We start from the raw sequence: 17,390 nt of genomic DNA, 5'->3' as shown, positions 1-17,390 counted from the left end.
CAGGAGAAAACGCTTTGTTTAATTCTTTACTGATGAGCCGCTTCGAATTTTCGTACCCACTCCGGAGCCGGACCTCGATTCCCCTTTTGCGCTGCTCCAAGCGGCGAGGATCGCCGGGAGTGAGGCCCGCGGCGACTCGTCGGCGGCAGACCAAACGCGGCCTTTATCGTGAAATTCCCAACCCGCGCCTGTGTCCAGGCATCCGGGCGCTTTACCGAGAGGACATGGAAGGGTATTCCCTCGGCGTCTGCGGGGGTGAACCGCAACCAGGAGGAAGAAAAGACGATGCGCTGTTCGTAACCCCGAACTTTCCCAGGCGCCGGCATCTCTTTTTGCCCGACCCGTGCATTGTAACCTTACGGGGACGTCGTGTTTTCCAAGGAATGATACCCGTCGAAGAAAGCCTGCAGCTTCTAGCATTCCGTGCAAAAAATCCGGCTTTCCGATACTCTTTACAAAGGTGCGCAAGGACACCTCTTTGAAGCCATCTTCAGCGGTTTTCAGGCGCTTTCCTAAAGATTCGCCCGGATTGCCCGACGGATAATATCCATCCATCAACTCACAGATTGGAATGATGATTAAAAATCTTTAACCTCTATGATGTATGGACATTCTTTCAATCCTCAACAATATATTCTATCCTGAACAATAAGCTTATTTTTTCCCAAAAGGTTGCAGTGTGTCCCGAGTCTGCGGCGCTGTATGAAAAGATTGGAAATGCGTTGTTGCCAAGAATTGACTGTTCAACATCCCGGATGATGTCGATGGAATTATGACCATGTTGCATGGATGAAAGACGCCATCGACCCGGATCCCGGGTTGATCGAGGTGTATCCGGGGGTAGCTTTCGATTTTGACCATTTGAAGCGACAGAGTTTTTGGAACTGAAACCTTCTCCAACGCGAACATTCGGCCCGATCACGCGCTGCCGCCGATTGGCGGCAGCTGAGCATCCATATTCCTGAAGCGCTGAGCTGCAAATGTCGCGGCGCTTCGCAAAATTCATCTCGAGAACAAAGGGGCAATCCATGTCGACACGGTGGGTAAAGAGCGTTCTGGCGATCTGTCTGATCTTGGGGATGTTGTTCTCAGCGAGTAACGCACCCGCGGAATGGAAATGGGAATTTCCCACCAAATCCACCGGAGATCTCAGAGGTGTCTGGGGCTTCTCGGCGTCGGACATCGTTGGAGTCGGCACTTACGGGACCATCAGTCGCTATGACGGCGTCAGTTGGACCCCGATGTTCAGTGGAACCCATCAGAACCTGTCCGGCATCTGGGGAGTGTCTTCAGCAGACCTGTATGCCGTCGGCGATTCGGGCACGATCCTGCACTACGACGGTTCCGCCTGGAGTCCCGTCGTCGGCGGAATCTCGCAGCATCTTTACTGTATCTGGGGGACGTCCGCCGATGACATCTTTGCCGGAGGCGCCAACGGCACGATCCTGCATTACGATGGTCTTTCCTGGTCGCAAATGACCGTTCCCGTCACCGTCTCGCTTTACGGCATCTGGGGAACATCCGCCCAGGACCTGTTCGCGGTTGGCGCCGGGGGCACAATCCTCCACTACGACGGCTTTTCGTGGGGAATCATGACCAGCGGGGTCTCGTCCGAGCTGCGGAGCCTTTGGGGCGCATCTTCAGCGGATGTCTTCGCCGCGGGCTTGTCCGGCACCATTCTGCACTACGACGGCACGGAATGGGAACCTATGGACAGCGGGACCTCGCAGAATCTCCTGGACATCATGGGTACGTCGGTCGCAGATATATTCGCAGCGGGCTCAATGGGGACCATCCTGCATTTCGACGGCTCCGGGTGGACCTCCATGGCGAGTGGAACCACCCGGGATCTTTACGGTTTGTGGGAAGCATCTCCCACGAATGTCATTGCAGTGGGGCCTAACGAAACGGTCCGCCGCTTCGACGGCACCACGTGGAGCAACGGCGCGACCTGGACCTCGATTGGCTCCGGGACGATTCAGGCAGTTTGGGGAACCTCCACCTCGAACGTCTTCGCAGTGGGCTCCATAGGCCTGATCCTGCATTTTGACGGCAGTCAGTGGGGAAATATGAACGGGGCCGGCCTGCTGGGAACTCCTTTTCTGGAAGGCATCTGGGGCGCTTCCCCGTCCGATGTCTATGCGATAGGCCGCTCCGGAGCACTCTTTAAGTTTGACGGGTCATCGTGGACACAGCAGATGTTCCCGCAATACTATTCCCGTGACGTATACGGAATCTGGGGCACCTCTTCTTCCGACATTTTCGCTGTGGGCAACGGGATCAGACATTACGACGGTTCCTCCTGGTCGTACACCAGCCCGACCCCATACCTGCTTTACAGCGTATGGGGACTGTCCTCATCCGACGTTTACGCCGTCGGACAGTACGGTACCGTAATGCATTACGACGGCTCCTCGTGGACGTCAATGAATGCGGGGCTGGCCGGAAGTTTTGAACCTGTCGGTGTCTGGGGCACTTCTCCGGATAATGTCTTTGTGGCCTCAGGAGGTGCGCTCTATCGTTACGACGGCTTCGGATGGAACACCGTGAGCTACGGCAGTCCCGGCATCAACCCCGCGTGCATCGTGGGCACGCCCGGTTCAGAGCTCTTCGCCGGCGGCGACTTCGGAACGATTCTTCAGTACACGGGATCTTCATGGGACCGATCCCTGGTGATCGGAGGTTATCATAACAATATCGTCGGGCTGTACGTGGTGCCGGGCCCAAGGCTCTATGCGCTCACGGACAAAAAGGGGCTGCTGTACAACGACAGCTTCTACAAAATCACGGCTGCCGCAGGCCCCAACGGAACCATCTCGCCGGAAGGGCAAATTGATACGCTGGAAGGCGGCGCCAGGACGTTCTCCATCACTGCAGATTCCGGGTGGCATGTAGAGGACGTGCTCGTGGACGGAACGTCGGCGGGGGCGACGACCTCATACACCTTCACCAATATGACCGCAAACCACACCATCTCCGCGGCCTTCGCCGCAGACACTTACACCATCACGGCCTCGGCGGGCGCAAACGGCTCCATCGCCCCTCAGGGCGCCGTCAGCGTCAACCACGGCTCAGACCAGACCTTCACCATAACCCCGGCGACCGGCTACCATGTGGCCGATGTGCTCGTGGACGGAACGTCGGCGGGGGCGACAACCTCATACACCTTCACCAACGTCACCGCAAACCACACCATCTCGGCGACCTTTGCCGTCAACACCTACATCATCACGGCCTCGGCGGGCGCAAACGGCTCCATTGCCCCCCAGGGCGCCGTCAGCGTCAACCACGGCTCGGACCAGACCTTCACCATAACCCCGGCGACCGGCTACCACGTGGCCGACGTGCTCGTGGACGGAACGTTGGTGGGGGCGACAACCTCATACACCTTCACCAACGTCACCGCAAACCACACCATCTCCGCGGCCTTCGCCGCAGACACTTACACCATCACGGCCTCGGCGGGCGCAAACGGCTCCATCGCCCCTCAGGGCGCCGTCAGCGTCAACCACGGCTCGGACCAGACCTTCACCATAACCCCGGCGGCGGGCTACCACGTGGCCGACGTGCTCGTGGACGGAACGTCGGCGGGGGCGACAACCTCATACACCTTCACCAACGTCACCGCAAACCACACCATCTCGGCGACCTTTGCCGTCAACACTTACATCATCACGGCCTCGGCGGGCGCAAACGGCTCCATTGCCCCCCAGGGCGCCGTCAGCGTCAACCACGGCTCGGACCAGACCTTCACCATAACCCCGGCGACCGGCTACCATGTGGCCGACGTGCTCGTGGACGGAACGTCGGTGGGAGCGACGACCTCATACACCTTCGCCAACGTCACCGCAAACCACACCATCTCGGCGACCTTTGCCGTCAACACTTACATCATAACGGCCTCGGCGGGAACAGGCGGAACCATCTCTCCTTCAGGCCAGGTGAGCGTTCAGCACGGGGACTCCCGTCTTTTCACCATCACTCCGAAGAAGGGCCGCCGAGTCGCGAAAGTACTGGTTGACGGGGTTTCGGTGGGTGCGGTGACACAATACACCTTCACGAATGTCACCTCCGCACACACCATACGGGCGACGTTCAAATGAGGGCGATAAGGCCCGTTGCCGGCGCCGGGACGGGCCGCACCTCAGAAACAGAGGCCATGGCCGATATCGGCGGGAACGAGAACTCCGTTCTCTCATGGAGGCCTCCGGGCGATCCCCGGAGGCCGGTGGGCCTGCGCGACAATATTGCCTGTGCCGACAATCGCCGCGGCCGGTAAGATGCTTGTCGATCCGGCCGGGCGATTTCTCCGGGAAGAGTCCCGCACTCGACTCCTTTTCCGGATGCGCAAGCCGGGATCACATTGTGGCCATCGGGCGCGGATTTGAGGCTTGCCCAACGTTGCCTGTACCTGGGTATTCATGATGCTGCACATGACGCCGGGCGGCTCCGGGGCGGGTCGTTGTCGTCACGTTGCGCAGGGCGGATACGTCCCTCGTCACCGGGAGACACAGTTCCCGGTATTTGCAGGTCGTTGTCGTCACGTTGCGCAGGGCGGATACGTCCCGAGCCGGAAATGCCACAGCACGCAGTCTCGGGATTCACATTTCACGATTTCGGAATGGGAACCGGTCACGCAATCCAGGCATTTGCGCCGTATGGCTTTCAGGCAGGCCGGGTCGCCCCCTCGAATCCTCCCGAACCGGAATGGGTGCAACGGACAGCCTTCCGCCGCGCAGGACGAGACTTCCTTCCTTTGATCGGCACAGCACCACAGGCAATACTCCCGTATTGCCCTCAGCGGCGACCAGTTCAGTTGTCGGTAAGGATTCTGACTCATAAAACCTTCGTGCCGGCGGATCGCTTCGAACTGCCAGCCACACTCGCCTCCTTGCGGTGAGCCGCCCCGCCATCACTTCCCCCGACCAGAGCGCGGGTTGCCCGTATTTCCCGCCATTCCCGGAATGATCGAAGAGCGCCTTGTTTCATGAAAATCTCTACCGGGCGACGCAGCCTGCCTCATCGCGGCTACAGTCCGTGCATTTATCTCTGAAACAATCTGTTTCACCGGAAGAATACATTACTCATTCGGTTCCCGCAATGAACCCGGCGCGCTCTCCCGATATCCAAACCCCACAATACCCATTGGACGAATGATACCATGCCCCCTTGGGTACTCAAAATTCCCGAGCCGGGGGCGCCGTGACTACATTGCCTCGAACCGTCCCTACACCCGGCGCTCCCCCTTTTTACACCCTTTTCCCCACTTGCCTTTGCAGGGCAAGGGCATATGTTAGATCAAACTATACAGTGATTATTCAACGTCGTGGATTTCGTTCTCCCCGGCCGGCAGGGCGGCGGTGCGCTTCGCCGGTGCAACGAAAGCCGTTGTTCGCTGATTTGGCGGTGTTCTCCGGTGTGTTCCCTTCCGGGAGCCATGAAGACGCTCGCGACCGACAGTCAAAGACGTCCGGGGCATCTGCACCGGCCATTCCCGCGGAGCCGGAAATCCGCATCTGCAAATGCCTCCGGGCGCCGACCGCCTCCGGGAGATGTTCAGGGCGGATCGTTCGATACGCTCACAACCATCGACGGGCATATGAGTTTCGCGTTTTTGAACGCGTCGCTCGTGGACGTTCATGGGAATGACTGCCGGAAGCCGCATCCGGCAAGACCGTCGTGTCCGGCCTTCAAAATCTCTTACCGCGCCTCGACCGGTTCCCGTTCTTCCATCCGGTCGTTTCGAAGGCCGCGGTCCCGGGCCTGCAGAGCCGCGGGGGTCGTGTCATGGAGGAAGATATCAAGACGAGAAGCCAATTGCTCGCCGAGCTGAACGAACTGCGCACGCGCAACCTGCAACTTGAAGACGCTCTGCGGCAGCGGCCGTCCAACCAGGCGGACAAAGCCGCGACGGTGAGGCAGGAACCGGGATCGACCCAATACCGCCTGCACCTCGAACAACTCCTCAGCAAACGCACGCGGGAGCTTGCGGCGAGCAACAGGAGACTCGAGCGGGCGATTGCGGATCGAAAGAGAATCGAAAACCGGACCCGGGCCGGCAACTCCTTGCTCAAGTTGCTGACGGAAGCGGGATCCCTGCAGGAATACCTGGATCGGGCAGTGCTCCTCCTGCGCACCTGGAGCGGGTGCCGGTGCGCGGGCATCAGGCTTTTCGACGACGCCGCCCGCCCATGCGCGTCCTATCTCGGTTTCAAGAAGAAATCCCCGGAATCCGAAAATCCCTTCCTGCTCGATCACGACCATCCCGTATACGCGCGGGACATCGTCGATAGAGACAAATCGCAGGACCTTCCGTATCTGACGCGACAAGGCTCCTTTCTGTGTTCCGACACCGCCGCAACGACTGCACCCGATGACGATCGGGTAAGCACCCGACTCATAAGCGAATGTGTCCGGTCCGGATTCGCGTCGGTCGCCGTGATCCCCATTCGACACGCAGAGCGTGTCGCGGGCGCGATCCTCCTCGCCGACAGGAGACCTTGGAGGGTTGCCGCGCATGCGGTGGAGCTCATCGAATCGAACACCCACTTCATCGCGGACGCCGTTCACAGGTTCCAAACCAGGGATGAGCTCCGCTTTAAATACGATACCCAGGAGGTCATCGGAGCAATCCTCGGCCTGTCCCTCCAGGATATCCCCCTGGAAGAATTCCTTGCGCATTCGCTGAACAAGGTGTTGTTCAGTCCCAGTCCCTCGCTCGGCTTTCAGCCGCAAGGCGCGATCTTTGTCGTCGGAGAAGATCGCCAAACGCTCGTCATGAAAGCCCGGATCGGAATTCCCGACCGCGTGACGGCCAACTGCGCGCAGGTTCCGTTCGGGAAATGCCTCTGCGGGCAGACGGCGGTGGACGGAACGTTCCGCTATTTCGAGTGCGTCAAGGGCACGAACGGCTCCCCGCATGAAACGGCCAGGCCGCACGGTCACTACTGTGTCCCGATCCTTTTTTCGGACCAGACCCTCGGCGTCATGAACCTCACTTTGAAAGCCGGCCACCCGCACGACCGGCGTGAAGAAGAATTTCTCCTTGCGGTGGCCAATGTCATCGCGGGGATTCTTCAACGCAAACAGGTGGAAAAGGAGTTGCAGCTCCATACTCAACGCCTGGAGCAAAGCAATCGGAATCTTCAGGATTTTGCCTTCGTCGCATCCCACGACCTGCAGGAACCCCTGCGCAAGATTCAGACCTTTGGAGAACGTCTGCGTTCAAAATACGCCGACGTTTTGTCCGACACGGCGATCAACTACCTGGAGAGAATGCAGAACGCGGCCGCGCGGATGCAACGACTGATCGATGCCCTGCTCACTTTCTCGCGCGTGACCGCAACGTCCGGCCGGCACGAAATGACCGATCTGCGCGACGTGATCGGAAGTGTGCTCAGCGACCTGGAGCTTTGCATCGAACAAGCCGGAGGCCGGGTGGAGGTCGGATTCCTGCCCGTGGTCATGGCCGATGCCGACCAGATGTGCCAGCTCTTTCAGAACCTGATCGGCAACGCCCTCAAATTCCAGGCGGAGGGAAGCCCCCGTATCGGAATCCGCAGCCATTGGTTCGCGGACGGGCCATCGGACGAACCCGCGGACTCCCCCGGCTGGTATCGCATCTTTGTGGAAGACAACGGAATAGGTTTCGACGAGGCCGACCTCGAACGGATTTTCGCTCCGTTCCAGAGGCTTCACGGGCGCGAAGCCTTCGAAGGAACCGGCATGGGGCTGGCGATCTGTAAGAAGATCGTCGAAAGCCACGGCGGGGAGATCACGGCCAGAAGCACACCGGGAAACGGCGCAACCTTCATCGTCACGCTCCCCGCCGGCAGGACCGCAATAGCAGGTTGCGTTCAAGATGGATGCATTGGGCCGGAGGGCATTTAGTCCTCCCCTTGTATGTTGGCTATGACGGCAGGGGCAAGGGGTTTGGGACTGTGGGCTGCGCTGCCGCGCATCCCGCCCTTGCCGCGCGATTCAAGAGTTGACGAAGAACACAGTTGCCACGCACCGATGTGCACTTCAGACATACAAGAGGAGGGCTTTATCCCCGCCCGCCCGATGAACCCGCCTTGCATGCAAAATTCTATGAACCCTCGGCGCGGAACCCGACATGGGCGAACGGGCCGATCCATTCGGTCTTGACCCGCACCGAATCGCAATTACTTTCCAACTATGCATACTGATAGGAGAAACGATTTGGTAAAAGAGGCGGCTCCGGACTGGAGCCTCGACGCGACGGATTGGTTGAGGTTGCCAATGCCTGGATGCGAAGGTTCCGGGGTGCGATGTCGAGGCAAAGGGGTCCGGTGCCGGGGAGGTTGTGAGATGGAACCCGTTTCGATCAAACACCAGGAGTTTGCATGTGCCGCCTGCGGCGAGGAATACGATCGCGAGAGCGCCGTGTCGGAGTGCCGCATTTGCCATAGAACGTTTTGTGACGCGTGTGTCGACGAACACAACCTTTGCGTCCCTTGTAAAGGCTGAACAAGTCAATGGATGGAACCGCGGTCGGTTCCATCGTCCCGATGAAAGAATCGAGCGCGACGGCCTCACGCCGCCGCGCTCCCCGCGCACGTCCACCACTCCGGACGGACCCCCGGCCGTGTTCGAGACAATGCTCCTCGCCCGCACTGAAGGATTCCCATCGGGGCAAACCGGGATAAATGGTTGAGCTGAAACGGGCGGGTTTGCTATCATGAAGTGGAGCCTCAATCTCACGCGAAAACAACGCCGACCTGAGACGTTCGGGCGAAAGGAATTGCCGGGGCAGCACAAATGACCAACGCTCATGCACCAGTCATCGAGGCGCGGAACATCACCAAGCGGTTTGGTGATTTTCTCGCCGTGGACGCCATTTCGTTCGACCTTCTGCCGGGTGAATGCCTTGGCTTGCTGGGCCCCAACGGAGCGGGAAAGACCTCGACCATAAGGATGGTCTACGGTTTCTCGCCGCTCACGGCGGGAACCTTGAAGATTTTCGGCGTCGACGTGAGTTTCGGCTGGCGGGCGGTCCGGTTCGGCATAGGAGTCTGCCAGCAGGACAACAACCTGGATCCGGATCTCACCGTCCTGCAGAACCTCGAAGTCTTCGCGGGCTACTTCGACATTCCCCGCGGCGCGGCACGGGAAAAAGCCGATCAGCTCCTGCGGTTCATGGCGCTCGATCACCGTCGAAACGACATGGTGAGCAGCCTCTCCGGGGGCATGATGCGGCGAATGGTCCTTGCCCGCGCCCTGATCAACGACCCGCAGCTCCTGATCCTGGATGAGCCCACCACGGGGCTCGATCCTCAATCGCGGCACCAGGTTTGGGAAAAACTCGAGAAGCTGAGAGCTCAGGGGCTGTCCATCCTGCTCACCACGCACAACATGGATGAGGCCGCCAGGCTTTGCGACCGGCTCATCATCATGGATCACGGCAAAATACTGGTCACGGGAAGCCCCCTCGATCTGGTGCGCGAATATGCCGGACACCACGTTCTCGAAATCCTGGAACCCGCCGACGAACTGCGCGCGTTCGTCCGGGCACGGGAATTGATGCACGACAACCTCGACCACCGGCTTATCATCTACGGCGGCGAAAACGACCGGCTCTTCGAAAGCATCGGCATGGATTATTGCGGGGAAAACTGCATCCGACGCATGGCCACCCTGGAAGACGTTTTTCTGAGGCTCACCGGAAGGGAGCTGAGAGAATGAGAATCGGACGGTTCGACGTGTCGCGGCGGTTCATCCGCGTCTGGCATCGCAACCTGATCGTCTACAGGAAGATCTGGCTCGTCAACTTCCTGACCCCGCTCCTGGAGCCGCTCCTCTACCTGGCCGCATTCGGAATCGGTCTGAGCGCGCTCATCGGCAGCGTGCGCGTCGAGGGAATGGAACTTTCCTACGTCGTCTTCATCACCCCTTCCCTGCTCGCCATCACGATGATGTACAACGCCTTTTTCGAAAATACCTACACCTCCTTCGTGCGTATGTATTATCAAAAGACGTTCGATGCGATGCTGGCCACGCCGCTTTCCCTCGATGAAGTGATCACGGGAGAAATCATGTGGGGCGCCACCAAGTCCCTCATCGCCACGGTGATTATGCTGGGCGTGGTCAGCGCGTTCGGCCTGGTGCGCTACCCGGAGGGGTTGCTCGTCATCCCGCTGTCTTTCCTTGGCGGCATAGCGTTCGGCGCCATCGGGATGGTTTTCACAGGCGTCATTCCGAGCATCGACATGTTCAATCTGCCGATATTCCTGTTCATTTCGCCCATGTTTCTGTTCAGCGGGACCTTTTTCCCCATGGAAGGTCTGCCCGGGTGGGCGCAGAAGCTGGCTCTTCTTTTCCCGTTGACGCACCTGGTGCAGGCGACCCGCTGGCTCTGCCTCGGGGTGTTTCGGGTCGAAATCCTGTGGGGACTTGCCTATCTGGTTGCCTGCTGCCTCGTTTTCTTTCCCCTGGCGCTGATTGTCATGAAGCGACGCCTCATCCACTGAAGTCCGCAACTGCCGCACCCCCGAGGTGCCCGCGGGAAGGACGGTGACCGGGTGGAAATCGGCGGCCGTGGACGTCAGGAACGCCGGAGCCGAATGCTTCGATCGTGAGATGATGGAAGACCGGAACGTGGTGTCCGGCCGTGATCCGGCAGCTCTCCCGGCATATCTCGAGGTGTCGTTAAGGAAATTGAATTGAGCCGAACCCGGGAGGAGTCTTCTTCGCGCGGCTCCAGCCGAAATCAGGGTTCGCGGTCGAAGTTGAACGGATGGCAGGTCCCTTCGAATCTGGATCGTCTGAACCCGAGAATGAGCTTGTGAAACTCCAGGGCCTTCTCGTCCGGTGCTTCACTGATATCGATGAGAAAATGGCGGTGCCCCGCCTCGCGCAAACGGGACAACCTGTCGAACCAGCAAACGGGATGATCCGCGTAGACGCGGGTGCCGTCGGATTTCCTTTCCATCATGTAGACGTCCCCGCGCAGGGTCGAGAAGGGTTTGCCTTCTTCGAGTTTCGGAGTCAGCCTTGAAGTGAAGAGCGGCGGCCATGAATACACACTGACGATCGGCTGCGAGGGGAGGGGCATGCGGCCCAGGAGCTGCAATTCCTTGAAGGTGATTTCGGGGGAGAGCACACTCCAGCGGCAACCTTCCTCCGCCATGGCAGCCAGCGCCGCCCCGTTGCGCAGGTTGAACCGGGGACCGGCGATGAATCCCGGACCCTGCCTTTCGGCGAACAGATCGAAGTGACCCCAGTTGTTCAATTCCCAGAGCAGAAAGCCCTTGTCGACAAACCAGTTGACGGCGCGCGCGTAGTATTCGAGGTCGGACTTTTCGGAAATCAACGGCGGCAACGACCACACGAAGCGGCTCTTTTGAGCCTTCGGCAGCCGCTGCCTCGCCATGCGCTCGAGATTCGTCCTGGTAGCCGTGAGCAGGACCCGCCAGGGGTTGCTCTTGAATGCTTCGGCCATGTGATGGAGTGTTCCCGTCTTGATGGTGAGACGCTCCTCCTGTCGTTCGACACCACCGGCTTCCGGGCGTTCGCCGAGAGCTCCCGCCCTCCCGGCCGGGTCGGAAAAAGTCTTTCGGTAGGTCAGGGGCTTCACATTCTTGAGCCGGTTCGGGACAGTCGTGTGAGCCCCGGCGCTTTCTGAGGCGATTCGAAACAACCGGTCGCCTGCCTTGAGCCCTCCCCTGCCGCTGACGACCACGACATCTCCCGGCTCAGCCGCAGCCAGCCGCGTGCCGGCGAGCGCGGCAATCCCCGTCACTCTGAAGATGGGCTCTTCTTTCCCTTCCTTGGATTCCGGGCGCAACCGATCGCCCGCCTTCAGCCCGCGCCTCAGCGAAACATGCGCTCCATCCTGCGAGATCTTCTTTACCGTGCCGATCCAGAGACCGCTGGACCCCGATCTGTGAGGAGTCAAAACGGTCTCGTTGAAGTTTTTTTCCAAGAAGCCCGAAACCAGCCGTCTCGACGGAGCATCGGCGATCCACTGCATCCCCTCCCGGACCGCCTCCGATGTGTGAGCTTCGTCGGCGTCGAGGACAAGCCTGTAGGCCTTGACGACCCGGCTGACGTAATCCGCGGGCTTCATGCGTCCTTCTATCTTTAAAGCCGCGAGTCCCAGTTTCTTCAGCTCGGGCACGAAAGGCAGCGCGCTGAAGTCATTGCAGGAGAGAAAGTAGCCGGTTTTCCTGCCCTGCCTGAACTGCAGCCGGCAAGGCTGAACGCACCGCCCCCGCAGTCCGCTGTGACCGCCTCGGAAACTGCTCGTCAGGCACATCCCGGAGTACGAAAAACACAACGCCCCGTGGACGAAGACTTCCAGTTCCGCGCCGGTCGAAGCGCGAATCCGGGCGATCTCGTCCAGGGTCAATTCGCGGGCCAGGACCACCCTCGAGACTCCCATCCGCTGCATTTGACGCACCCCGGCGCTGTTGTGAATCGTCGTGAGCGTGCTGGCGTGCAGTCTCAAGGACGGGAACAGCCTGCGCGCCAGGTGAATGACCCCCGGATCCTGGACGATCAGCGCATCCACCTGAAGATCCGACAGCGATTGCAGCACATCCGGTATTCCGGACAATTCGGAAGCGGTCACCAGGCTGTTCAGGGCGACGATTACCGAGACCCGTCTCGCGTGGGCATATGGAACGAGCCGCGCAAGCTCATCGAGCGAGAAATTCACGGCCGATGCCCGTGCACTCAACTGTTTGAGCCCGAGATAAATCGAATCCGCGCCGTTATCCACCGCCGCGAAGAAACCCTCCATGTGCCCCGCGGGAGCGAGAAGCTCGGGGAGCTTGTCGTTCCTCTTGCCCGATTCCATCTTCAAAACGGTCTCCGGACTGAATGAATGTTGTGCCTCAACGGGTCGTCGCACGACGCGACCAACCCCCAAGTCGAGCGATTCCAGGGCCCGGAACGTCCATTCGGGATGCGCAAAGCCCGCCCCGCAGGAGGCCGGCCAACCCGTCGGAAAGGCACGGGGTTTATCCCCCGCGGTGAATCATGCGCTCCCCGTCTTCCGTACTGAATCGCTCAATGGTGATAACCGATAACGCCTCCAAGGAAAACCGTCTTGGGATCACCTTTCGGTTCGGCCGAAGATTCTCGACCCTCAATCCGTCCGTTCAGAACTCCGGTGCGGTATCCGTTCAACCCGCGCGGGACAGATTAAATCGGATTAAGCTGCACTCATTGATTGCGTATGTGTTTGACTCCGAACGGCAAGATGATAAGCTGTGAAATTGAAGACTTATGTTCGGACAACCACGGTCCCGCCGGACCCCGCGCGTGTGCCGCGCCAATGACCATGCCGACACGGAGGGAGTGTATCATGAGAAGAGTGTCTTTGTTGCTGAGTGTCGTCATCGTGCTTGCAGCCCTTTGCGTTCCTGTGCGGGGGGCCACAATCCAGGGGAGCGTTCTCGAAGCGAAGGCCCCCCACAATCCATTGAGCAGGGATGGGCGCGTGACGCTCTACAAAAAGAGCGGAACCGAATGGGTCTATGCAAGCGGCGCGTCCGTTGACGAGACCGATACCACCTTCGCGTTCAGCGGTCTCGCGGCGGGAGCGTACAGCCTGTTCGTTACGGGAGACGATTACGTCAGCGAGTACTACAACAACACCACCCTGGAGGGCGAAAGAACGGAAATTCCCCTGGCCGCCGACGACACCTACGACGCAGGCGATATCTATCTTCGGGACCTCCCCATCAGGCTCGACAATCCCGCCCTCTCCTCTCATTCTGTCCCCGCTTCCGGCGGAACCGTAAGCGCCACGGTCGATGTCGTGAACGACACCACGGCAGAGAAGACCGTGCTGGTGAGGGCGGTGCTGACGGCAATGCGGACCGCGTTCAACGCCACCTACATCCGCACCATGCACCAGTGCGGCAGCAAGACCGTCACGGTCCCCGCCCACACGACGGTATCGACGACCGTTTCGATTGTCATCCCCGGGTCCGCGAGCCCGGACGTCGACTACAACGTTCAACTGCACCTCGGCCTCGACAAATGGAGGCCCCTGTCCGACTCTTTGTACGCCGGGTATATTGCGAAGCTTCGCTAGGATTGCAGCGCTCCACAGACTCCGGGACGGCCCGCACCCCGGGCTGCGCCACGAAGAACTGAACCGCCTCGAGGAGGGGTAAAATGAAAAAATACTCGTTGTTCCTGAGCGCGATCATAGTTCTGGCGGCCTTCAGCTTTCCGACTCAGGCCGCGACCATTCGAGGGAGAGTGCTCGAACAGGCGCCTCCCCACAACGGTTTGGCCACTTACGGATCGGTGACCCTTTACAAAAAGAGCGGCACAAGCTGGGTGTATACCAGCACCGCGCACATCACCACGACCAACGTATCGTTTCTCTTCAAAGGTCTTGCAGCGGGAACGTACAGCCTGCGCATCGAGGGATATAATTACAAGACGGAATATTACAACAACACCACCGTGTACGAAAACAGGACCGAGATAACCCTGGCCGCCGACACGATCAGGAACGTAGGCGACATCTACCTCAACCCTCTCCCCATAAGGCTTGCCAACGCAAGCCTTTCCACGCACAACGTCCCCGCCGCCGGCGGAAGGGTGATCGCCACGTTCGATGTCGTCAACGACACCGCTGCCGACAAGGAGTTGCTGGTAATGATCATGCTCGAGGCAAAGCGGACCATCCAAAACGCAACCATCGTCAGCGGGGAACTTCAGGGCGCGAGCAAGTCCGTTACCGTACCGGCTCACAGCACGGTGACGGCAACCAAAGCCATCGACATCCCCGAGACGGTGCCCGCACACACAAGATTTGACGTCAATCTGCACCTGACGCAGGACAAGTGGTGGCCGCAGGCCAACCCGGAGTTTCTCGGAATTATTTATAAGAGCCCTTGAGAACGGGGTGTGCCGCCGCCATGCCCCCTTCACTCCAGTGTTTGTGGCTCCCGGATCGTTAAGGGCTTGCCTTCCGTGCCGTGATCATTTCGCCACGCGGAGCCGGAGATAGGGTTCTCTATGGGGTTTTCCGTTGATTGAAATCCAGGAGACCTCGATCCCCGGGCACACAACCCGGCCCCGGGGAAGCAGACCCGACATCCGGTCCCGGCCCCCCTGTTCCGGCAGGAGACTCAGGCGGGATCGGATTCGGGAGGTTCCGACCAGTTTTCCAGCTTCTCAATGATCTCGACGAGCGCTTTCACCGAGCGTTCCATGAAGAGCTTACCTTTTTCGGCGTTGCCCGCCGCGGGGTTTCCCCAGACCCCGCCCGGCCAGAAGGCCTGCTTGTTCCGCACCAGGATATGCCTGGGGAAAGTCGGGTACTCCTCCGGAGCCCTCCCCGTGACGCATTCCGGATGCAGGTGAAGCATGAGGGAGGTCTCCACCTCGCCGGCATGGGAGTCTCCGGGCGTCTCAATCAGATCGGTCCACACCGCCGCGCCGATATCCAGCACCGAGAGGACCGCTATCCTCAGGTCGTCGAATTCAAACAGCACCCGCTCGCAGGCATCGGCCAAAGCGGCCATGTGCGTCCACCCCGCATGACCGCTCAACACCAGTACGTTGAGCAATCCCTGCTGGTGAAAACCGCGCAGGATGTCTTCCACCAGACACTGCAGCGTGCTCCCCCTGATGCCGATGGTGCCCGGATGCCGACTGCCGCTGCGACACAGGCCGTAATAGATCGGCGGAGCCACCCACACGCCCGCCACCCGGGCCACCTCCCCGGCCAGCGCAACGGCGTGAAGCGCATCGGTCCCGAGCGGCAGGTGGGTGCCGTGCTCCTCGACCGCGCCGCACGGCAGAATGACCGTCCTGCAAGTCTTCCGTCCCTCGGCAAAGGCGCTCATCGTCACGTTTTCGATCAGCGGCATGGGGGCCTCCCCTGTATCCGCCGTGCTTCGAACCTTGAACGGATGATCCGAAATCCGGCAGTGACTCTTTGAATGGCTTCAGACAGGGTGTGGACTTCCCCGCCCGAACACCTTTTGAAAAATGGTGTCCACATGCTTCAAATGATAGCCCATGTCGAAAATGGCATCGACTTCCCCGGCACTCAGGTGCTTCATCACGTCGGGGTCCGCCTTGAGCGCATCCGGCAGTTGCCCTCTTTCATGCCAGACCTTCATGGCGTTTCGTTGGACGATGCGGTAGGCCTCCTCTCGGGATATGCCCTTGCGCGTCAGCGCCAGCATCGCCTGCTGAGAGAAATACAGGGACCCGGTCAGGTCGAGGTTCCGGAGCATGTTGGCGGGATAGACGACCAGTTTGTCCAGCAGTCGGGTCAGACGGGCCAGCATGTAATCGAGGAGAATGGTCGAATCCGGGCCGATGATCCGTTCCACCGAAGAATGACTGATGTCGCGTTCATGCCATAAGGCAACGTTTTCCATTGCGGCAAGCGCATTCCCGCGCAATACCCGGGAGAGCCCGGTCAGGTTCTCGGAAGCGACCGGGTTGCGCTTGTGGGGCATGGCCGACGATCCTTTCTGTCCCTCGGCGAAGTACTCTTCGGCTTCACGCACCTCGGTCCTCTGCAGGTGCCGGACCTCCACGGCGATCTTCTCGATGGAGCATCCCACGAGGGCCAGGGTGGTGAAGAATTCGGCGTACCGGTCGCGCTGGACGATCTGGTTCCCCACAGGTTCCGCCACAAGTCCCAGCCTGGCGCAAACCTGCTCCTCGACGGCGGGATCGATGTTCGCATAGGTCCCGACGGCCCCTGAAATCTTTCCCGCCCGGATCGTTTCCCGCGCGTCGGCCATGCGCTTCCGGTTCCGTTGCATCTCCGCATGCCACAAAGCGAATTTGAGCCCAAAAGTGATCGGCTCGGCGTGGATGCCGTGGGATCGGCCGATCATGACCGTGTCCTTGAACTCGAACGCTCTCCTCCCGAGCACCTCGAGAAGCCGGTCGAGATCCTGCAACAACAAATCCGAGGCTTCCTTGAGCAGCAACGCCATGGCCGTGTCCAGCACATCGGAGGATGTGAGACCTTCGTGAATGAACCGGGAGGACGGGCCGACATGCTCGGCCACGTTGGTCAGGAACGCAATCACGTCGTGCTGGGTCTCGCGTTCGATCTCCTGGATGCGATCGACGTCGAAGGCGGCTTTCTCCTTTATCCGCCGAAGATCCTCGGCCGGTATCCGCCCGCTTTCGGACAGCACCTCGCACACCGCGATCTCGACATCCAGCCACTTTCGATACTTGTTCTCGAGGGTCCAAATGTTGCCCATTTCGGGCCGCGTATAGCGTGGGATCATATTCCGGCTCCAATAACCGTGATTATTCGCGTTGTGCGGATGCCTCGGCGGCGTTCGATGAATACAATAGACAAAATCGACACGGCGCCTGGAAGGAAAACCGGGGAATTCCGCATTCGGAGAGTGAGCTTCACCGCG

General features: G+C 59.8%; 10 protein-coding genes. 7 read left to right on the top strand and 3 right to left on the bottom strand.

Features of this window, described 5'->3' with window-relative positions; translation table 11 throughout:
• Positions 1-1,028 precede the first annotated feature (1,028 nt).
• The 5 genes from SFUM_RS21335 (at position 1,029) to SFUM_RS24080 (ending at position 10,686) form a co-directional block, all read left to right on the top strand.
• Positions 1,029-4,103: an InlB B-repeat-containing protein gene (locus SFUM_RS21335; RefSeq protein WP_011697542.1), complete on the top strand. Its 3,075-nt coding sequence runs from the start codon at positions 1,029-1,031 to the stop codon at positions 4,101-4,103.
• A 1,684-nt stretch (positions 4,104-5,787) separates the two neighbouring features.
• Entirely contained in the window at positions 5,788-7,890 is a 2,103-nt protein-coding gene (locus SFUM_RS23450) for an ATP-binding protein (RefSeq protein WP_011697540.1), read from the top strand.
• A gap of 891 nt (positions 7,891-8,781) precedes the next feature.
• Entirely contained in the window at positions 8,782-9,705 is a 924-nt protein-coding gene (locus SFUM_RS03435) for an ABC transporter ATP-binding protein (protein WP_011697539.1), read from the top strand.
• On the top strand, positions 9,702-10,490 hold the full coding sequence (locus SFUM_RS03430) for an ABC transporter permease (RefSeq protein WP_011697538.1): 789 nt from the start codon (positions 9,702-9,704) through the stop codon (positions 10,488-10,490). Before SFUM_RS03435 ends, SFUM_RS03430 begins: the two co-directional genes overlap by 4 nt.
• A gap of 25 nt (positions 10,491-10,515) precedes the next feature.
• Positions 10,516-10,686: a DJ-1/PfpI family protein gene (locus SFUM_RS24080; protein WP_011697537.1), complete on the top strand. Its 171-nt coding sequence runs from the start codon at positions 10,516-10,518 to the stop codon at positions 10,684-10,686.
• A 43-nt stretch (positions 10,687-10,729) separates the two neighbouring features.
• On the opposite strand, the gene SFUM_RS21325 is transcribed toward SFUM_RS24080, so the two are convergent.
• Positions 10,730-12,820, bottom strand: coding sequence for a peptidase U32 family protein (locus SFUM_RS21325; protein ID WP_011697536.1), 2,091 nt, complete (start codon positions 12,818-12,820; stop codon positions 10,730-10,732).
• A gap of 510 nt (positions 12,821-13,330) precedes the next feature.
• Here SFUM_RS21325 and SFUM_RS03410 point away from each other — a divergent pair.
• The gene (locus SFUM_RS03410) at positions 13,331-14,065 is read left to right on the top strand and encodes a hypothetical protein (protein ID WP_011697535.1); all 735 of its coding nucleotides are present in this window, start codon (positions 13,331-13,333) and stop codon (positions 14,063-14,065) included.
• An 83-nt stretch (positions 14,066-14,148) separates the two neighbouring features.
• Complete coding sequence (locus SFUM_RS03405; protein ID WP_011697534.1) at positions 14,149-14,883, top strand: hypothetical protein; 735 nt, start codon at positions 14,149-14,151, stop codon at positions 14,881-14,883.
• A 233-nt stretch (positions 14,884-15,116) separates the two neighbouring features.
• On the opposite strand, the gene SFUM_RS03400 is transcribed toward SFUM_RS03405, so the two are convergent.
• Both SFUM_RS03400 and purB read right to left on the bottom strand, forming a co-directional pair.
• Positions 15,117-15,860: a creatininase family protein gene (locus SFUM_RS03400; protein WP_011697533.1), complete on the bottom strand. Its 744-nt coding sequence runs from the start codon at positions 15,858-15,860 to the stop codon at positions 15,117-15,119.
• A 78-nt stretch (positions 15,861-15,938) separates the two neighbouring features.
• Complete coding sequence (purB, locus tag SFUM_RS03395) at positions 15,939-17,252, bottom strand: adenylosuccinate lyase (RefSeq protein ID WP_011697532.1); 1,314 nt, start codon at positions 17,250-17,252, stop codon at positions 15,939-15,941.
• Positions 17,253-17,390: the final 138 nt, after the last annotated feature.

Origin of the sequence: Syntrophobacter fumaroxidans MPOB (assembly GCF_000014965.1) — a bacterium.
GTDB classification, from domain to species: domain Bacteria; phylum Desulfobacterota; class Syntrophobacteria; order Syntrophobacterales; family Syntrophobacteraceae; genus Syntrophobacter; species Syntrophobacter fumaroxidans.
Note: the sequence above shows the minus strand (reverse complement) of the source record. Positions and strands in the feature narration are given on the sequence as shown.